The organism is Leptospiraceae bacterium (assembly GCA_024233835.1).
GTDB lineage: Bacteria > Spirochaetota > Leptospiria > Leptospirales > Leptospiraceae > JACKPC01.
The window spans coordinates 464,923-483,438 of record JACKPC010000004.1 but is presented as its reverse complement, the minus strand read 5'-3'; the positions used below and the strand labels follow the sequence as shown (position 1 = coordinate 483,438).

19 protein-coding genes and 1 tRNA gene are annotated in these 18,516 nt (G+C 38.5%); 3 read left to right on the top strand and 17 right to left on the bottom strand.

Annotated features, from left to right (window positions below; genetic code table 11):
• Positions 1-23: 23 nt before the first annotated feature.
• The 11 genes from H7A25_20170 to H7A25_20120 all read right to left on the bottom strand — a co-directional run bounded on the left by H7A25_20170 (position 24) and on the right by H7A25_20120 (position 10,317).
• On the bottom strand, positions 24-350 hold the full coding sequence (locus tag H7A25_20170; protein MCP5502225.1) for a TRL-like family protein: 327 nt from the start codon (positions 348-350) through the stop codon (positions 24-26).
• 96 nt (positions 351-446) lie between these two features.
• The gene (locus tag H7A25_20165; GenBank protein ID MCP5502224.1) at positions 447-1,616 is read right to left on the bottom strand and encodes a fatty acid desaturase; all 1,170 of its coding nucleotides are present in this window, start codon (positions 1,614-1,616) and stop codon (positions 447-449) included.
• A 110-nt stretch (positions 1,617-1,726) separates the two neighbouring features.
• Complete coding sequence (locus H7A25_20160; GenBank protein MCP5502223.1) at positions 1,727-3,259, bottom strand: hypothetical protein; 1,533 nt, start codon at positions 3,257-3,259, stop codon at positions 1,727-1,729.
• A 148-nt stretch (positions 3,260-3,407) separates the two neighbouring features.
• Positions 3,408-5,333, bottom strand: coding sequence for an ATP-dependent metallopeptidase FtsH/Yme1/Tma family protein (locus H7A25_20155; GenBank protein MCP5502222.1), 1,926 nt, complete (start codon positions 5,331-5,333; stop codon positions 3,408-3,410).
• Positions 5,334-5,415: 82 nt separating this feature from the next.
• Positions 5,416-5,979 carry an aminoacyl-tRNA hydrolase gene (locus H7A25_20150; GenBank protein MCP5502221.1) on the bottom strand — a complete coding sequence of 188 codons (564 nt, stop codon included), beginning with the start codon at positions 5,977-5,979 and terminating at the stop codon, positions 5,416-5,418.
• A 53-nt stretch (positions 5,980-6,032) separates the two neighbouring features.
• On the bottom strand, positions 6,033-6,659 hold the full coding sequence (locus H7A25_20145) for a 50S ribosomal protein L25 (GenBank protein ID MCP5502220.1): 627 nt from the start codon (positions 6,657-6,659) through the stop codon (positions 6,033-6,035).
• 12 nt (positions 6,660-6,671) lie between these two features.
• On the bottom strand, positions 6,672-7,610 hold the full coding sequence (locus H7A25_20140) for a ribose-phosphate pyrophosphokinase (protein MCP5502219.1): 939 nt from the start codon (positions 7,608-7,610) through the stop codon (positions 6,672-6,674).
• On the bottom strand, positions 7,607-8,368 hold the full coding sequence (locus H7A25_20135; protein ID MCP5502218.1) for an NTP transferase domain-containing protein: 762 nt from the start codon (positions 8,366-8,368) through the stop codon (positions 7,607-7,609). Before H7A25_20135 ends, H7A25_20140 begins: the two co-directional genes overlap by 4 nt.
• A 27-nt stretch (positions 8,369-8,395) precedes the next feature.
• Positions 8,396-8,470 (bottom strand) — tRNA-Gln (locus tag H7A25_20130).
• 3 nt (positions 8,471-8,473) lie between these two features.
• Entirely contained in the window at positions 8,474-9,370 is an 897-nt protein-coding gene (gene ispE / locus H7A25_20125; protein ID MCP5502217.1) for a 4-(cytidine 5'-diphospho)-2-C-methyl-D-erythritol kinase, read from the bottom strand.
• Positions 9,370-10,317, bottom strand: a complete 948-nt coding sequence (locus tag H7A25_20120; protein MCP5502216.1) for a WYL domain-containing protein — start codon at positions 10,315-10,317, stop codon at positions 9,370-9,372. The genes ispE and H7A25_20120 overlap by 1 nt, the downstream gene beginning before the upstream one ends.
• A 60-nt stretch (positions 10,318-10,377) precedes the next feature.
• Between H7A25_20120 and H7A25_20115 the strand changes: the two genes are divergently transcribed.
• From H7A25_20115 to H7A25_20105, 3 genes are all read left to right on the top strand, one after another.
• Entirely contained in the window at positions 10,378-11,178 is an 801-nt protein-coding gene (locus H7A25_20115; protein ID MCP5502215.1) for a response regulator, read from the top strand.
• A gap of 70 nt (positions 11,179-11,248) precedes the next feature.
• A complete protein-coding gene (locus tag H7A25_20110) occupies positions 11,249-11,941 on the top strand; it encodes a hypothetical protein (protein ID MCP5502214.1) in 693 nt (230 codons plus the stop codon).
• A 13-nt stretch (positions 11,942-11,954) separates the two neighbouring features.
• Positions 11,955-12,602 carry a hypothetical protein gene (locus tag H7A25_20105; GenBank protein ID MCP5502213.1) on the top strand — a complete coding sequence of 216 codons (648 nt, stop codon included), beginning with the start codon at positions 11,955-11,957 and terminating at the stop codon, positions 12,600-12,602.
• Here the strand turns inward: H7A25_20105 and H7A25_20100 are convergent.
• The 6 genes from H7A25_20100 to H7A25_20075 form a co-directional block, all read right to left on the bottom strand.
• On the bottom strand, positions 12,591-13,631 hold the full coding sequence (locus H7A25_20100) for an MBL fold metallo-hydrolase (protein ID MCP5502212.1): 1,041 nt from the start codon (positions 13,629-13,631) through the stop codon (positions 12,591-12,593). The two genes, H7A25_20105 and H7A25_20100, sit on opposite strands and share 12 nt — an antisense overlap.
• Positions 13,632-13,783: 152 nt before the next feature.
• Positions 13,784-14,614, bottom strand: coding sequence for a M48 family metalloprotease (locus tag H7A25_20095; GenBank protein ID MCP5502211.1), 831 nt, complete (start codon positions 14,612-14,614; stop codon positions 13,784-13,786).
• Between the two features lie 13 nt (positions 14,615-14,627).
• Positions 14,628-15,110, bottom strand: coding sequence for a hypothetical protein (locus tag H7A25_20090; protein ID MCP5502210.1), 483 nt, complete (start codon positions 15,108-15,110; stop codon positions 14,628-14,630).
• A 215-nt stretch (positions 15,111-15,325) separates the two neighbouring features.
• Positions 15,326-15,808 (bottom strand): SH3 domain-containing protein, encoded by a 483-nt coding sequence (locus H7A25_20085; protein MCP5502209.1) that lies wholly within the window; start codon positions 15,806-15,808, stop codon positions 15,326-15,328.
• A gap of 133 nt (positions 15,809-15,941) precedes the next feature.
• Positions 15,942-17,423 (bottom strand): outer membrane protein transport protein, encoded by a 1,482-nt coding sequence (locus H7A25_20080; GenBank protein MCP5502208.1) that lies wholly within the window; start codon positions 17,421-17,423, stop codon positions 15,942-15,944.
• 260 nt (positions 17,424-17,683) lie between these two features.
• Positions 17,684-18,367 carry a hypothetical protein gene (locus H7A25_20075; GenBank protein MCP5502207.1) on the bottom strand — a complete coding sequence of 228 codons (684 nt, stop codon included), beginning with the start codon at positions 18,365-18,367 and terminating at the stop codon, positions 17,684-17,686.
• Between the last annotated feature and the right edge of the window lie 149 nt (positions 18,368-18,516).

Genomic DNA, 18,516 nt, shown 5'->3' with positions numbered 1-18,516 from the left:
GAACCTGAGTATCCGGATAAGTATTAGTCGCCGTGTACGATTGTACAGGTAGATTGAACTACGGAACCTAAAAGGTTATCATTTTTATAGTCTATGGAATAAACTTTAGTAATTCCACCTTTTGCAGCAGCAGCTTTAATACCAGCGTCTCCAAAAGACACGATTCCAAGGTATCCTGTTGCGCAGGCTTCTCCAGACTTAGCTCCTACCGGAGTTTCAGTTTCCATTTTTGTAAGGTTCAATGTAGTATTTTGCATTATCGAACCAGAAGGAGCGCCATAGCCTCCACCTGAACATGCAATAGTAGCTGCAACCGCAGCGGCGATACTAAGACCTATAATTTTTTTCATACTTCCTCCAAAAGTTTTAATCTGCACCAGTTTGTTTCCTTTTAAAAATAGTGACAAGATTTTTTTCTATTTTCCGGATAATTTTTTTAAATTATTTTATACCCATTCCATTGTTTTTACCCGTTTCATACTACTTTTTCCTACAGCTATGTCTAACATCTTCCTTAAACGTTTTGAGAAACTTTCCTGTTTGTAGGGGATATTATATTTTTCGCAAATAGCTTTTACTCTGGGCTGATACTCTTTATATTTTAGCATGGGAACATCCGGAAATAAGTGGTGTTCAATTTGAAAATTTAAATAACCCTGCATAAAATTTAATACATCATTCCCGGTTTTATAATTACAGGAAGTAATCACCTGCCTGAGATAAAATTCCTGTTTATTTTTAAACTTCTCGTCAAAACGATATAGATCCTCTCCCGCATGATTGGAAGCAATAATGATAAAGGAATGAACATTCGCCATGCATTCAGCGATAAGCGAATTGATTAGGACCGCAAAGTAAGCACTTTCTCCGAGAGGCAAAAACAATAAAGGAATAAAACCAAAACGTAATATTATATAAGGTAAGACGCATTTAATCCAGACTTCTACTGCGTATTTATGAACCGGAAAAAAAAGATTCCAGATATGAGCAACTTTTCCCATTTCAGATTCATAGGGAAAGTCCGGATTTTTTCGATGTTCCTCTTTTAAGCGTTTTCTCTGAAGTTCCATCAGGGTATTCGGTGTATAATAGGTATATTTCCAGGTCAAAACGAAAAATAAGATAATGATATATTTTATAAATAAGGGTAATCTTGATTTCCGTAAAAATTCTAAATTATATTCTACTAAGTCCGGATCTTTAATCTCGCCTGTATGATAATGATGTAAAAAATTATGTTCATAATCCCAGGCTTTGGGGTGCATCCAGTCCAACCAATCGAAGTATCTTCGGAAACCACTTGCATAAAATTTACTTTTATAACGATTTGGAACTCCTTCTATCGTATCATAAGCCCTGTGAGAAATATGATGGGTGATCATAGTCCAGCGGGCAAAATTGCCGGTGCTGATAAAAAAAGCTGATATCGGATTCGGTATAATCCAGGCAGTAGCATAACCCAGTATCGCACAGATTCTTCCCCACCATTCAATTTTTAGAAGATGCTTATAATCTTTTATCCCTATAGAAGACTTGATCTCTTTTCTTAATTCATTGATTTCCTGAGTAAATAAACTCAATTTATCTAAAACAATTTCTTCGACTTGCGTACTCATCAAGTGTCATTTTTTTTAATGATTCACACGGGGCTATAGAAATTTCCTATTTGCAGTTTTTCTTGTATAGATACAAACCGAGAAATACGGTTATGCTGAGAAAATAAATATTACTTATCAAAAAACTTTTTAAGGAGCTCGGTTGAATTTACTTCCGGCATAAGACCGAAAACATTATCCGAAACGAATCTTCGATAAACTTGCGTTCTTCTGTATCCAAAAAACTTCCCTGCATTGCTCTTAAGATAATCTTCCATACTGAGACTATCATTATAGCCTCTTTTCCTTGTTGCAGCTGCTTTCTCAAAAAAATAAGCATAAGAAGATTTTACTCCCTGTATCCCTTTGGAATAGTTCATATAGGAATCCACCTGATCCGGTTTTATCTCCTGAAAGGTTTCTGACCAGTAATCAATTACCATTTTCTTTATCATATTTTCCGGGAAAAGTTTTATGACCGCATTTTTCTCAACATAGTAGCAATGACCAAATTCTCTCCGTTGAAGATCCTCCTGTATAATCTGATACAGAACGATAGGGCCAATATGATAAAGAAAACTCTGGGTATCATTACAAATATCTATAAAGTCTTTAGAAAATAAACTCTCCACAGCAAAATTGATGAGGGTTTGGATCATCTTTTGATATTTAAGTGCATTTGAATAACCACTATTTTGTCTCACGAGGGCAGCTGCCAGGTTTAAGTTGATATTTTCATTAGGGTTTAGAGAGATGAAACTTGAATTATAAAACTTACTCTCTTCTTCTTTTAAAACAGGGACACTCACATAAAGAATATAGGCATCTTTACGATTCCAGTCTTTGCTTCCGATAACTTCGGTATAATAAAACTCACCTGATTTTTCTTTTTTAATTTCTGCGGAACGGGGAGTCCGGGTTAAATTTTGCTCCTGACCGGTTCTCCTTTCCATTACGTTGTTTTTTAACTGCTCGATTATATCATCTGTATTAGAAGATACGGGGGTTTCTCTCACATTGGTAGGCAAGAAAAGTTTGTTTAAATCATAATTATATAATTCATTATAAATGAGATTACTCACTAAATACTCAGGATCCTTTTGAGAAGCTCCCACTATCGTTCCATTATAATGAGCTTTTATCCTTTCTAAAAAGGCGAGAGTATCTTTCTGAAGAATTTCGATCTTTGAAATATACAAATTGTTAATTTTATCATGAATTGTCTTGGTTTCGGGATAGGCCGCTAAAATTTGAAAGAGCTGTTTTAGTAGAGTCCAGGATTCTGTGGTAATCCTTGCAAAAGAAGAAACCCACTCAAAAAAAACCTTTACTTTAATATAGCTAATCTGATTTTCATCGGGTTCACTATCAGGAAAAAGTTCATAACTTTGCTTCTCGATTTCATGTTGAAAGCTTTGAGTAGAAATCGGTTTAATAAATTTCGAAAAAGCAGATTCGATCCTCTTTATTGGATTCATTAAATCATAGTAATGCGTATCGATGATTTCTCTTCCTGCATTACTTACACTGTTCGTATTAATTAAAATTTTGATATTGTCGAGAGTGGACAGATGAAAAGATAATACACCGTTAATATCAGTAGTAAATCGATTAAAATCTTTACTGGATGAAGGGATGCTTTCCGAATTCACTGGTTTACTCATCTTTCACTTATAATTATTAAATTATAATTTTATGTGAATAAAAAACAAGCAATCTTTTCTAAAAAAAGTTTATTTCTCCGGCAGACTCGTATCTGCTCAATTTTTCAGGGAAGCAGGCGAACTCGGTGGTTCGCTTGCAATTTGCTGGTTAAGAAGTTGCCACTTTCTTCTTAGTTGCTCTTTTTTTGGTAGCTTTTGGCGGAGGAGGAGAACTAGAAAGTTTTTCAACTATATTCTCTAACTCTTCCCGGGTAACTGTTTCCTTACTTAGAAGTAAACTTGCCAGCTCTTTTAACATTTCCTTATTATCTTTGATAAGGGTTCTACCTCGGTTTAGAGAGGAGTCAATAATCGATTTCACCTCTTCGTCGATCATCGCTGCAAATTCTTCGCTGTAGAATTTATTTCCACCATACATATCCCGGCCTAAAAATACCTGATCATGACTGGAATTATAATTAACGGTTCCAAGTTTGTCTGACATTCCCCAATCACAAACCATTCTCCTGGCAATATTAGTTGCCTGTAAAATGTCATTGCTTGAGCCGGTGGAAGGGTTTCCGAAAAAATAATCCTCGGCAATATAGCCTCCCATCGCCATGGTAATTTGATCCAGCCAGTAATGTTTGGGATGAATATGCTTTTCTTCTTCCGGAAGAGACTGAGTTAGACCCAGAGCCCTTCCCCTCGGGATAATGGTCACTTTATGAATGGGTTCTGTATGCTCCAAAAGAGTAGCCAAAATGGCATGTCCGGCCTCGTGGTAAGCGATTACTTCCTTCTCTTTTTCGGTGATGAAGAAAGAACGTCTTTCCGGTCCCATCATTACCTTATCTCTGGCTTCTTCCAGTTCTTCCTGGGTTACTCTCTTTTTATTTTTCCGGGCAGAAAGCAAAGCGGCCTCATTGACAAGATTCGCCAGATCGGCTCCTGTAAAACCGGGTGTTCCCCTTGCAATGGATTCCAGGGATATATCACTGGTAAGAGGCACTTTTTTTGTATGAACTTTTAAAATCTCCTCTCTTCCTTTTACATCCGGAAGATCAACTACTACTTGCCTATCAAAGCGACCCGGACGAAGTAGGGCCGGATCGAGTACGTCGGCTCGGTTGGTGGCGGCAATTACGATAATGCTTTCATTGGGTTCAAAACCATCCATTTCTACCAGCATCTGGTTTAGCGTTTGTTCACGTTCGTCGTGACCTCCACCCAGACCGGCTCCCCTGAGTCGTCCTACTGCATCTATTTCATCAATAAATATAATACAGGGAGCATGTTTTTTCCCCTGATCGAAAAGATCTCGTACTCTTGAGGCACCCACCCCTACAAACATTTCCACGAAATCCGAACCGGATATATTTAAAAATGGAACTCCGGCTTCTCCCGCTACAGCTTTTGCCAGAAGGGTCTTACCGGTTCCGGGAGGTCCGACTAAAAGTACACCTTTGGGAATTCTTGCTCCAATAGCCTGAAACTTTTTCGGATCTTTTAAAAAGTCAATCATCTCGGTGAGTTCATGCTTGGCTTCATCACAACCGGCCACATCATTAAAAGTAACCTTCACTTTTGTATCTGCGTTCATCTTTGCCCGGCTTTTTCCAAAGCTGAAGGCCTTATTCCCCGTTGACTGCAACTGGCGGATCATGATAAACCAGATAACCAGAATCACCAGAATCCAGGGGATAATATTCATTAAAATACTAATGAAGCGATTTTCTTCGTTTGACTTGGCCTGGAATTCTATATTAGATTCCAAAAGTTTCTGGGTTAAATCAGTATGAATAGGGGCGATTATGGTTTTAAAACGGATCACTTTTTCAGAACCTTTAGGTTTATACCAGCCTTCTATCTGCTCCCTTTCAATAATAAGCTGTTTTTTAAGGGGAGATTTACCACTTTCCGTTACGATTTCTCCAATAGGTTCCTGACCGGGTTTGGATTTGAGCATATTCAGGAATTGCGAATAGGTTATTTCGTCAACTCGACCTTTCATATTACCCGGTGGATTAAAAGCTATAAGTAAAACAAGAAGGAAAGCTAGAATCCAGAGTACATACTTTACATTTTTATTCATAAGACGGCTTTCTCACTAAGTTTAGTTTTTTAAGGCATATAATTCTTGCAAGATAAAATGATGATTCCCTTATTCCGGATCATTATAGTCTATATTTTTCTATAACTTCCTCAATGTCACCAATACTGATAGAACGTATAGCAGCTTCTGAATCATTAATTATGTCTATAAGCTTTAAATTTTCCAGAGGAAGAAAATCTTCCTGTAAAAATTTATCAAGATTTGCAAGTTTAAAGCTATCATTTCGGATACCAATACGAATACAGATAAAATTATTGGATCGAAGAGATTGAGCGATTGATTTAATTCCGGGGTGCTTATTTTCTAGATTCCCCTTTTCGACTACAATTTGTCCCAGAGGAAGGGTAACATCTTCATGGATTACAACAATATTATGCACCTTTATTTTTAAAAAGGAGGCAATATAGAGAACCGATTCACCCGATAGATTGCTAAAGGTCTGGGGTTTGAGGAGAACTACTTCATCTCCTTCAAAGAAACCCCTCCCTATCATGGATTTTTTCTTTTTGGTCTTTATTTCCACATTGATGTTATTGGCAATAACATCCAGAACTTTGAAGCCAATGTTAATCCGGTTATTATAATACTTCTCACCCGGATTTCCAAGGCCAACAATGAGTTTAATATCTGTTGATTTATTTGAAGGAGCCGCCAAATATCACCCCTGAAAAGGTAATGTTACTTACCTTTTCCTTTTTTTGCTCCGGTTTCTTTTGTCGCTGCTTCCCTTGCTGCTCTTTCCTGGGCAATAAGAGCCTTAGTGATGTTCACTGAGGTAACAATCGGATTTCCTTTTAAAAGAATATCCCAGGATTGGGGAATGGGTAGATCTTTAATTTTAATGCTATCTCCTACACCAAGATCGCTGACATCTACTTCAATTACATCTTTCAGGTCTTCCGGAGTTGTTTTCACCTTAAGTTCATGAATAATGTGTTCGAAACGACCACCTGCTTTCACACCTTTTGGGGAACCGGTTGTTACGATTCCAACTTTAGTTTTTACTTTTTTCCCCGGAGTCACTTTAAAAAAATCAATGTGACGAATTTCATTGCTACCCGGAGTTCTCTGAATCTCCTGAACGAAAACTCTAACATTTTCTCCTTCCAGATCCAGATCTATCAGAGTAGCCGGACGAACCCCCGTGTTTAAAAGGTGGATAACGTCTTTTCTATCTACACTGGCCAGAGCGGATTGTCCGCTTCCAATAATATTTACAGGAATTCTTCCGCTGGCCGTTAACCGGTTATTGGCGTTCTTTCCTGTTTCTGTTCTTTTTTGCGCTTTTATTGTTAAATCACTCATAGTTTGCAAACCCTAAACGAATAATGAACTTATTGATTCTTCATTGTGAATTCGTTCTATTGCCTTTGCGAAAAGCGGGGCAACAGAAAGCTTCGTAAAATTTCTTATATTTTTCTTTTCCGAATGATGAATTGTATTAGATAAAATGAGTTCATCAAGCTCTATACTATTCAACCTTTCAACGGCTTCTCCGGAAAGAACTCCATGTGTGGCACAGCACATTACAGATTTTGCACCATGTTCTTGGAGTGCTTTAGCAGCTTTTGTAATAGTGCCCGCTGTGTCAATCATATCATCGAGCAGGATACAATTTTTTCCTTTTACGTCCCCAATAATATTCATAACTTCCGATACATTGGGTTTTGGACGTCTTTTATCTATAATTGCGAGGCTTCCATTCACTTTTTTTCCTAAAAATCTCGCTCTTTCTGCCCCACCTGAATCAGGAGAAACAATTACGAGATCCTTTAAGTCTTTTGAAAGAAGATATTCTGTTAATACGGCTGAAAAGAAAAGGTGGTCTACAGGGATATTGAAAAAACCCTGGATCTGATCGGCGTGCAGGTCCATAGTAAGAACCCTATCAGGACCCAGAGTTTCGATTAAATCGGCAACTACCCGTGCTGAAATGGGAACTCTCGGTTCAACTTTTCTGTCCTGTCTACCATATCCATAATACGGAATTACGGTTGTAACTCTTCTGGCTGAGGCTCTTCGGAAAGCGTCCAGAATGAGTAAAAGCTCAATCAGGTTATCATTTGCCGGATTGCTGATGGATTGAACGACAAAAACATCTCTTCCTCTGACATTTTCATCTATTTTGATATAGATTTCGCCATCAGAAAACTTCTTCTTGGTAATTTTTCCCGGTCGGATGCGGAGATGATCGCAGATCTCATCTGTCAGGGGGACATTCGAACTCCCTGAAAAAATAGCCATATCTCCTCTCATACTACCACCTGTCTACTTTTTATAAGAGACTCAATAGTCTCCAGATCCTGAACGGAATTAATTCCTGAACTTTCTACTGCATTTTCCAATTGAACGGCACCACACTTTTTAGATTCTGATACATATATTTTTATAACATCGGGAAGGTAGTATTCTCCCTGTGCGTTTTCTGTTCCTACCCGTTTTAAGGTAGAAAAAACTTCAGGTGAGCGGAATACATAGGTTCCGGTATTGATCTCATCTACCTTCAGTTCTTCCGGTTTTGCATCCTTATGCTCAATAATAGCTAAAAGCTCCCTATCTGAATTGCGTATAATTCTACCATAACCATCCGGTTTCTCAATTCTTGCAGATAAGACTGTTGCAAATTGCTCTTCTTTGCGAGCAGTATCTAATAAATTTTTAAAAGAAGTATAATGAATTAAAGGGGTGTCTCCACAGGCGACTAAAAGCTGACCCTGAAAATCTTTTAACAGACTTTCTGCACATAAAAGAGCATGGCCGGTTCCGAGTTGCTCTTTTTGCTCAACAAACTCAAGTCCTGTAAAGGAAGAACAAATTTGCATAACCTCTTCTTTTTTATAGCCCACGATCACGCAAATCCTTTGAACCCCGGCTTTTCGAAGGCTTTCGATGACATAATGAATGAGAGGTTTTCCGTTTAGCTTTGTAGCTACCTTTGGATGCTCGGACTTCATCCTCGTTCCTTTTCCAGCGGCGAGAATGACAGCGCATATATTAGTGTTTGTTGAATCCAAGTTATGAATACCAAAAATGTATAAAACTGGCTGGGCTGCTAGGATTCGAACCTAGGGATGGCTGGACCAAAACCAGCTGCCTTACCACTTGGCTACAGCCCAATTTTAAAAACTAAAAGGTATAAAGTCATACCCAGGGTATTTGGCAATAAGTCCGTTTTGAACTTTCGCCGATTCCTCTTCTCTCCTGAGCAGGCCAAAAAAACAGGAACCTGAACCGGTCATGGATGCAAAAGAGCAACCCAGAGAATAGAAATCTTCCTTTAGACTTTTTAATAAAGGAAACTGCTTGAAGGCAAACTCCTCGAAGTCATTCACAAGAAAGCGTTGCAAAACGTGCCAATCTCCCAGCCTTAATGCCTGAGAAAGCTCCCCTGTAAGGAAATTCCATGGTTCAGTTATGGTAGTTTTTTGTAAAGGCTTTTTTAAATAATTGTAAGCTTCTTTTGTGTTGATTTCTACAGGTGGAATTCCTAAAACCCCCTGTCCGGAGGCAAGTTTTATGGAATAAAACTTTTCTCCTCTTCCGTAAACGAAAGCCGGCTCTTCTCTGAGAAAAAATGGAACATCGGAACCGATACCGGCTGCGAGACCATTTAAGCTCTCCGAAAACTCCCAATCTGTACCTTTGAACAATACCTTGAGTAGCATAGCCGCATTTGAACTTCCTCCTCCCAGACCTCCACCGGTTGGGATACGCTTAATCAGTTTCACTCTTAAGCCGGGAATATCAGGAGAAAAACTTAGAGCTCTTTCATAGGCTTTATATAAAATATTTTTGGTAAGATCCCCTCTTTCGGATACTTCCTCGAAGCTCTGCTTTTTTTCTTTTATCAGCTCGTTTCTGGATTCTAAAAGAAACTCTCCCGAAGAAGAAGTTCTTTCGAACTCAATCTCATCTCCCCAGTTTATCTTCGTGAAGATACTGTAAATCTCGTGAAACCCATCCTCTCTCTTAAAGGGCACTTCCAGGCCTATATTTATTTTAGCAGGAGAAAGCATTATAATAAACCCGGAACAGCTAAATTTTTTACATCCTCTAAAAATGCAGTTCGAAGGCTCTCCGGAGATAAAATGATTACAGCTGTACCGAAACCTTTAATCGTACTCAGAAACCAGCGAGAATCTGAAATTTTTACTTTAGCAGATTGAAGTCGCCTGTTCCTATAGGTTTTCTCACCCAATAATTCCATATCTAACTTTCCGGAAAGATGAAAATAGGCTTTTTCATCAAAGAGAATTTCGGCATACTCTGAATTTTGCCTGGAGTCCTGAATAAATCGATTAAAATCCTCAATATATTTCTGGTTATCAATATTTGCCTTAAACGTAAAAGTTTCCTGAGTTGGCTTTGCTTCTATAATGGACTCTAACCTGAAATTTCGAATCCCTTTTCTTGTATGACAATATGCGGCCAAATACTGATTTTCGAGCTGAAAAATAAACAGGGGTTCTAATTTCCGGGTTTCGGGTTTTATATCTTTCCTACCCAGATAAGAAATCCATAGACAGGTTCTCTCTTTAATTGCCTGATTAATTTGTTTTCTTATCTCTCGATTTTCACTGTATTCTGCAAAGGGAATCACCTGTTTTATTTTGGATTTTATGCCTTCTAAAATTTCTTTTTCTTCACCAATAGCCTCAGATGACTCACTTTCTATAATTTTTAAAAGCACAAGCCACTCGCTAATATTTAACTGAGTCGAACTATCCAGATTAACAGGGAGGTGGATATTAATATTGTCTCCATTATAATCAATTTCAATATAATCTGCCGGTGTATAAGGGTAGGAACCGACCATAAAAAGTTCACCCAGATCTTTTTTTAGTTTATCAATTCCATTATGACCGGTAAAACGAGCCAGGTCCTCTAACTTCATGCCGGGATTCGCTGAAAGAATTTTTATTAAGCCCAGCTTTTTATTCAACCTATCAATCGTAGGATTCATGACGTACACATAAAAAAGTTGTGGATTTAAGAAAACTTATTATCTTGTTTTCAGGAAAAAATGAATATATTAATTGTAGAACCCAGTAAAGTAACCAGAACTGTGATTGCCAGGGAATTACAGGGAAAAGGATATACTATTTTTGAATCGGAAACAGCAGCTTATGCTATAGAGTTATGTAATAAATTTAAAATGGACATCATCACCATGGCGGTATATTTGCCTGACTCAGACGGATTTCAGCTCTGCTCAAAACTTCGTGTAGCAAAGGAATCTGACCCCTACTATTCCTGTAGAAATGCAAACATAGCTTTTATTACGTCCCAGGATACTATTGAAGGTAGAATCAATGGGTTTCAAGCGGGGGCAACCGAGTTTTTGCTAAAAAAAGATATTTTAAGCGAACTCCAAAATTTTATTCACCATATAGAAAATCCCCCCTGGGGATACGATACCATAAATGCTTTAATTGTGGATGACTCGGCTATTAACCGGATGATGGTGCAACACCTGCTCCTGGCTCCGAATGTGAATATTATAGAAGTCGAAGATGGACAGGAAGCTTTTGATTATGTGGTAAAGAATACAGGCTCGATAGACCTTATTATTTCTGATTTTTATATGCCTGAGATGAATGGTACCGAACTTTGCCGACGATTACGGGTAATTCAAAAACTGAAAAGTTTGCCTATCATCATTCTCACGGCTGCTACAGACAAGGCTGAAATCCTGGAAATATTCAAATCAGGAGCCACTGACTATTTAACCAAACCTTTTATTAAGGAAGAGTTTTTGGCCAGGGTAGAAATTCATTTAAAAAGCTGGTTTGTTCAAAAACAGGCAATGAAACGATCCTTCTAGAGAATAATATTGAAAAATTTTTGCCTGTATGATTATTTACCTAATTATATCCTTTTTCGTACTATAGTGCATGAAGAAGAGGTTGTATAGCAAAGTAATAGATAAGGAACACGGAATGGCAGTACCTACACCCAATATTCCCAACTTGAATGATGATGGAGATGATGGAAATTCACCAATTGAAAAATTATTTTCTGTAAGTAAGAAATACATTACCAATGCTTCTCAGCAATCCCGGGCCAAACAATGCCTTGAAGTTTTATTGGATACAATGGAAGGAGCTGGAATTACTGATTCAGCTCAGAAAGCTTTTTTTATTGCAATCGCTCACGGAACCTCTCTTCTGGGAAATCAGATGACGGAAAGCATAACCGAAGAGGAAGCTAATAAAAATAGATCCGGTAAATCAGGTAATGGTGAGCAAGAAAGTGGTGATGCCTATCGTTACAGGGGAAGAGGATTTATTCGCTTAAATGGCAAGTCGGACTACGAGAAATGGGGTAAAAGGTTGGGTTTTGATTTCATCACGAAACCCGAACTGGCGGCCGAGCTACGAATTGCTGCTAAAATTATGATATTGGGCATAAAAGAAGGAAGTATTTCTGGTTCAAAAGGAACTCTTGCCGATTATATAAATGGCTCAAAAAGAGACTTTGCTAATGCGAATAAATGGATGGAAAGTAATGAAGATAAAAGTCTCAATGGAAAAAATCAACAGATTGTAAAATTTGCAGAAGCCTATTACGAAGCTTTACTATCTTAAAACAGGGGGAAACATGGCAGTACCATCATATAAACCAATAACAGTAGTTAGTGACGATCTGGTGAATCGACTGGTTGACGCTACTTCTAAAAATCATACATCTAATAACGACCGTTTTATGCCGTCTCAACTTCGAGAATCCAAGGGGCATATAAAAATTCTTCTAAATGCCTGTAAAGCTCATGGAGTAACGGACCCGGGGCAAATCGCCTATGTTCTGGGTACTGTAAGAAGAGAATCCAATATGGGTAACCTGATGCTGGAAAAAGTTTCCGATGAGAGAGCCAATGCGGCTTATGCCAACATTATCGGGAATGGAGATGAAGCTTCCGGTGATGGAGCCAGGTTTAAAGGACGTGGCTATGTCCAGATAACCGGTCGTGCAAATTATGCCGAATGGTCACAGAAACTGGGAGTCGACCTTGTCGAGAATCCAGATAAGGCTATGGAACCATCTATTGCAGCAAAAATTTGCGTGATAGGAATGAGGGATGGAAGTTATACCAAACGTGCAAAACTGGCCGACTTCATTAATGCTTCCAAACGAGATTTCTTGAATGCTCGAAAGATAGTGAATCCGAGGGAATTGGAACGTTATCCGGCCAAGGCAAAGTTAATAGTTCAATATTCGGAAAGTTATTTTGAAGTCTTAAGTTCCTGAATCCTGCATTGACCCTGTCCAGAAATATTTTTCATAGGGAGGGTCAACTTCGTTTATTTGAACAGAACCTATCTGGATAAGTTTTTGAACGATAGAGTGCATAATGGCAAGAGCTACAACAAAATAAGGACTATTCTTTACCTTCTCTCCCATAGAAAGGCAGGCTAATTCGTTCAGATCATATTCTCCACCCTCACGTAAGCGCCTGCTGACGCCTCGTTCGAGTATGTGCAGAGTTTTGGAAAGAAGCTTAATCGAACGTTTGGGATCCTTGGGTTCTTCTCCATGACCGGGAAGAAGTCTTTTAATGGGTAGTTTTAAAAGCCTATTTAAAGAGTTATGATACTCATTCAAATTACCGTCTATCTCTGCATATATAGAAGAAATGTTTTCTAATACAATATCTCCTGTGAAATAAATCCCTTCTCCCAGTATGTATGGACTTAAGTGCCAGAGATTGTGTCCGGGTGTATGGATAAAACCAATTTCTCTCTCTCCAATGTTTATGACATCTCCTTCCACCAGTTCCACATCCATTTTTAAAATAGGATTTGTTTTTTTATCTTTTTCATAAGCTGAGTAAAAGGGTTTCCAGGCATTATTAATTTTTTGCACTTTTTTCTTTCGTTCTTCCATAGAAGAGAGTGCCTTATAAAAAAGACGAATTTCTCCTCTTTGAAACCTGTGCAGGTGATCAATATAATGGCCGATAAAAGTAGACATTCCCGACATTCCGTAAAGCTTCGCTTTTGTATAATTGCGAAGACTGAGTGCTGCACTGATATGGTCAATGTGGTTGTGGGTATAAAAAATATGATGAATATCCCGTAAAGACAATCCGATTTTCAATAAAGCTTTTTGGAGTTGACCGAGACTCAGGATAAAACCTGTATCGATAAGAGCCGGTTCTTTATCCAGGATAAGATAGATATTATTCGGTGCATAAAAAGGCTGGGGAAGAACTATCTTATAAAGGCTTTCTCCTATAAGAACAGGTTCTGGAATGTAATCATATTTGTGTATTTTCAAAAAGCAAGCCTCTTATTTAGAAGAAGACCTTGAGACAACACAGTATTCCTTCAAAAAGTCAGGAGTTTTCTTTAAATTGCAGGCGAGCCGTTGGTGACTCGCTTACTTCCCGGAAAAAATGAAGGCTTACCTGGTTTCAAGGTCTAATAAAATTACTTGGAACTTGAGTCACTGAATAAAGTAGCCATTTCTCTTTGAAAACGAGCATCGTTGAACTTCCCACTTTTAGGTAGGCCCTGTTCTTTCACGAGTCCTTCCATTTGAGCCACCCTTTCTGAATAGGGAGGGTGAGTTTTATTTCTCAGTTCATCTTCTTTTGAGGCTGCTGCTCCGGAACGTTTAATGTATTCAATTCCTGCTGAATAGTCATAAGTCATAGAAATGGAAGCTAAAATGAGTCCATCCCTGTCCGCGGCTAATTCGTATTCTTTAGAACGACCGGTTTCCAGAAGCTGTTTTTCCATTTCTGCAGAAGCCTGTTCTATAGCCATATTCATAAGGGCACCACCACCACCGAGGAAGTTGGCAATGAATTCTACAAAGCCACCCTGTTTTTTTACTTTAACTGAGTGACCGAGTACCATGTGCGCCATCTCGTGTGCCATTACAAAAGCCAACTCAGCTTCGTTTTTCATCCTTTTTAAAGTTCCTTTTGTAACGAGGACGTATCCTCCTCCACAGGCAAAGGCATTTACTTCATCGGTATCGAGGATTCCCACACGCATTTTCAGGTTAGGTCTTTGGGAAACGGATCCCAGGCTATTGGCCATTAAGTTAAGATAGCGGGTAACACCTTCATTCTTAACAATTCCATATTTCTTTACAAGGCGGGCAGCCAGTGCTTTTCCAATTTTCACTTCCTGTTTTAATTCGTCGGTTACAACGGCCTCATCAGGAGAACCTTCCTTTTCCTCGGAAGAAGAACAGAAACTAAAACCTGTGAAAAGAACTACTGCCAGTAAAATAAATTTAAATTTTCTCAAGTTTACACTCTTTTTATTTTATAGTTCTGGTAAATTCGTTTGTATCGCTTGAATTAATTTTATCTGATTGTTCGTCAAGCCAGTTTACAGACATGAAATCATAATCCTTAGCCGAGCCATGAATTCTTGCTTCTTCAGTAGCGGTTAAACCCCTCGCAGAAGCCGTTTCACTAAAGCCGGAAGCTCTTTTTCTGGCACTCGGAGTTTGAGAGCCGGAATCAGCAACATTTACACTCGCTTTTTCTTTGGCAGGTGCCTGACTGGATGTAAACACTTTCGCTACATAGCCTGTTTTTCCGTTGTGACTGACTTTATAAAACATGCCTTCTTTTGCCAGAACTGATAATTTTGCTCCTCTTTCCAGAGAAGTACCGGCACCCGCGATTTTAGGTTCAGCCATTAACTTGGCGGAAGGGCTAATTACATAAACACTCTCACGGGCATACAATGAACCTACAAATAAGATAGCAAACACTACCACTAAAACTCTTTTCATGATTAAAACTCCTTCTAATCTACTCATATATTGTGACTTCTTAATTGAAAAAAAAGTTACAATTATATATTACATTCCAACTCCCTGTTTATTTCTATTATTCCAGTTTTTTTATTATTGTCAATAAAACAATGTAAGAACCAGGAATATAGCTTATAATAAAAAGAGGAGAGTAAAAGAAAGCATCCGGTTCAATCTTTTACTCACTATAAAATTTATTGAATATTTTGCGTAAATAGCTCTGTTTCACTTTCTTCAATTTTACTGGATTGCTCTTCCATCCACTTGACCGAATCATAATCGTAATCATTTGCATCGCCACGAGCTCGAATTTTTTCAGATGCAGTTAGACCTCTGGCAGAAGCCGTTTCAGCGTAAGAAGAAGCTCTTCTTCTCGGGTTATCAGCATTCTTGTCCTTGAGCCCGGCAAGGTCTATTTTTTTCTTGGCAGGAGCATTTTGGGAAACAAACATAGAGGGTATATAACCGGTCTGTCCTTCAAAATTTACTTTATAAAACAAACCCTCTTTGGCCAGAACATCCAATTTAGTTCCCTTTGTTACCGGTGTACCCTTTCCGGAAATCTTGGGAGCAGTCATTATTTTTGCGGCCGGACTGGTAACATACACACTTTCTCGGGAAAAAAGAGGCCCGGTAAAAATGAATACGCACAGTAGCACCACGAATCCTTTTTTCATCATCAACTCCTTTGGTAATTTCTATCATATACCTGTATAAACTATCTGACTATACAGATCCTATAAAAGTTACGTATATAGATAGTATTATTCTCTGTAATACTACCCCATTTTACCTGAAAAATCTTTTCTGTCAATAAAACATTGAAACCGAAGCACCAAAATGCCAGGCATTCCCTCCGGAGGAGTAGTTAGGGTTTTTATCCGTTGCTTCATACTTATAAACATGCCTCCCGTGCATTTTTTGGTATTCCACAACCAGATCGAATACAACAGGGTTTACAAGATTTGACAAAATTCCGCTTTCAGATGGAAATAAAAAATAAGATAATCCACCTGTGGCAATCAGGCGGTCAAAATCCATCCAGTTATTTCTCCCGGGACTATCCGGAACGGGTGTAGGACGTTTTGTATAACCCATCCTGAGTTTTAAACTTTTTAAAAGACCGTATTCAACACCGGCCCGGTAATTGGTTGTATCATTTAAATATAGAGTTTCCGAATAAGTAGATTTTGCCCTCGAAAGTCTATAACCACTCCAGAGCTCACGATTGAGGTCAAAGGATAATAGGAGTCTGTCGCTGGCCTTGTATGCAATTCCATAAGTCCACATCCTGGGCGAAAAAAATTGAAGCAGGGCTACATCCATATCTAATTGAATAGATAAAATCGTAGTTTGTGCACGGGCACTGAGCCTATCAACTGCCATTGCCACTTCCCGGCGATAGGCTACACCTAAATTTAACTTTCCATAGGAGAACTGCAATCCGTATGTTGGCGTCACCAGAGGCTTGATTTCAATAACCGCCTGTTGATCCGGAGTAACTGTATCCGGAGAAATCGGAACATCTTTTAAGAGCATGGCACCGCTTCCCTTGGCGAGGGCATTAAAACCAACTCCGGCGAATAACCTGTCTTTCCATAGCTCGATCCCAAGACCTCCCATAATAGTGGGTTTTTGATTTGTCATCCCGTATTGCAGGTAACGGTGTACAGTTGGGTTTAAATCATTGATGACCATCAAATTCCCGGAAAGAGGAGCCTGGATACTCAGACCAAAGCGTATGTTTCGCTTGATATTATAAATCGAATTCAGGTTTATAGCCAGACTAATGGAAGCATAATCATCTGCTGTTTTCGCCAGGTCCTGGTTATAAGGAGCACTGGTTGTCATCCTCGGTTTGGCGTAATTTGCCATAAAATGAAGCTCATGTAAGGGTTTTGTCGGACGAAGTGAGGGAACGAAGGTAAAAGCTCCTTTATGAAAATTCTTAAAATCACTTTTAAAATTTTCTACAATACCTGCATCCGTTTCCACAGGAGTAGCACCTGTTTCCGGAGAGGGTTCACTTGCTCCTTCCGGTGCAGGTTCCGGATTCGGACTCGCAGTTTTGGTTTCAATAATCGCTTTTAAGAGTTCTCCCCTCGAAACTCTTCCCAGGCCGGCAACATTATAATTGACCGCTGAAGAATCGTCTACAAAAGAAGATACTGCATTTCCCATTCCATTTGCTCTCGCATGGGCTCCATAAACATCACTGTAATTTCCAGCCTGAAGATTGCTGTAGAATAAAAGAAAAATGATACCTGCTAATGCGGTTCCCTGTCTTTTCATTTTTTAATCCTTTTCTTATTAAAATTGCCCGGTCCCTATAATTACCGATTTTATTAGTATATGGAAAAATGAACGCGTTGTCAAATTAAAAGTTTATTATTATCGAACGCAGTTAGTAAAAAATACGAATACAATTTATGTACATTCAAATTAATTTCAAGACAAATTTTTTATGACAGAGTAGCCTTAATGTTTTTTGGGAAGGAAAAGAAGCATTGGTTTCAAATCTCATGGCTTTTTTTAGGGTATACCATTTATTCCTAGCCTGCCCAGGGAATATCCTCCATTTTATCCCGAATATCCTTTGCTTCAATCCAGCCAATGAGACCTTCAGAAGAACGAATGAGGTAAAGATAATTTTCTTCTTTTAGGCCATCCGTATAGGCTGCAAAAATTTCTATCTGACTTCCTTTGCGAAGATAAGCTATTCTTGTTTTCGAATTTTGCTTTTGATAGATAGGGAAACTCTCTTTTATCCTTGCCTTAACATTTACAGAAAATAATTCCTGTGGAGCCTGCATTAGAGTTTTCTTATCCGGATTCAGGGTATATTTAACTTTCTTTGACCAGAAGCCCATCCATTCATTCGAATATAGGATCCCATTACCGGAGTATTGGGGAGAAAAAATGGTTCCTATTTGATAAATGTTTTTTCCATCATAACTATAAATTTCATAGGGATCATTATCCAGTCCTTCCCCGACATGGACTTTCACTTCTTTTCTTTTGTCTTTTTTTTGAATATCAATAATTTCTATAGATTCAGAACCCTGTTTTAGCAAAATTTCTGTCTGGTTTATTTTTAAGAAAGATTGCTCAGCTTTTTGAAAGATCTCTACCACATCCGGTTTTGCATCCCCATTTAAATCAGCTTTCAGGGAAGAGGTTTCTGCCAATAAGAAAGAGGCTGGAATCAGGAATAAAAGTATCAGGAAAAGTCTCATTTTGCAAAAGAGAATTATTTTTCGAATACTGTCAAACGAATAATTTACAATTAGTACAAGCCCTCATTTTTCCGGTTGCTGGAAGAGTCTGCGATAAAAAAACTCCGGATTTTTATCACTCACAAAAAGGTTTGCCAAAAAGCCATCCT

Excerpts from the sequence above, each read along its gene's own strand:
- H7A25_20170 (MCP5502225.1), bottom strand. The coding sequence starts at position 350 with ATGAAAAAAATTATAGGTCTTAGTATCGCCGCTGCGGTTGCAGCTACT.
- H7A25_20090 (MCP5502210.1), bottom strand. The coding sequence starts at position 15,110 with ATGAAAAGAGTTTTAGTGGTAGTGTTTGCTATCTTATTTGTAGGTTCA.
- H7A25_20080 (MCP5502208.1), bottom strand. The coding sequence starts at position 17,423 with ATGAAAAGACAGGGAACCGCATTAGCAGGTATCATTTTTCTTTTATTC.
- H7A25_20085 (MCP5502209.1), bottom strand. The coding sequence starts at position 15,808 with ATGAAAAAAGGATTCGTGGTGCTACTGTGCGTATTCATTTTTACCGGG.
- ispE (MCP5502217.1), bottom strand. The coding sequence starts at position 9,370 with ATGCTTTCTCCTGCTAAAATAAATATAGGCCTGGAAGTGCCCTTTAAG.
- H7A25_20165 (MCP5502224.1), bottom strand. The coding sequence starts at position 1,616 with ATGAGTACGCAAGTCGAAGAAATTGTTTTAGATAAATTGAGTTTATTT.
- H7A25_20075 (MCP5502207.1), bottom strand. The coding sequence starts at position 18,367 with ATGAGACTTTTCCTGATACTTTTATTCCTGATTCCAGCCTCTTTCTTA.
- H7A25_20145 (MCP5502220.1), bottom strand. The coding sequence starts at position 6,659 with ATGAGTGATTTAACAATAAAAGCGCAAAAAAGAACAGAAACAGGAAAG.
- H7A25_20115 (MCP5502215.1), top strand. The coding sequence starts at position 10,378 with ATGAATATATTAATTGTAGAACCCAGTAAAGTAACCAGAACTGTGATT.
- H7A25_20105 (MCP5502213.1), top strand. The coding sequence starts at position 11,955 with ATGGCAGTACCATCATATAAACCAATAACAGTAGTTAGTGACGATCTG.
- H7A25_20160 (MCP5502223.1), bottom strand. The coding sequence starts at position 3,259 with ATGAGTAAACCAGTGAATTCGGAAAGCATCCCTTCATCCAGTAAAGAT.
- H7A25_20155 (MCP5502222.1), bottom strand. The coding sequence starts at position 5,333 with ATGAATAAAAATGTAAAGTATGTACTCTGGATTCTAGCTTTCCTTCTT.
- H7A25_20110 (MCP5502214.1), top strand. The coding sequence starts at position 11,249 with ATGAAGAAGAGGTTGTATAGCAAAGTAATAGATAAGGAACACGGAATG.
- H7A25_20120 (MCP5502216.1), bottom strand. The coding sequence starts at position 10,317 with ATGAATCCTACGATTGATAGGTTGAATAAAAAGCTGGGCTTAATAAAA.
- H7A25_20140 (MCP5502219.1), bottom strand. The coding sequence starts at position 7,610 with ATGAGAGGAGATATGGCTATTTTTTCAGGGAGTTCGAATGTCCCCCTG.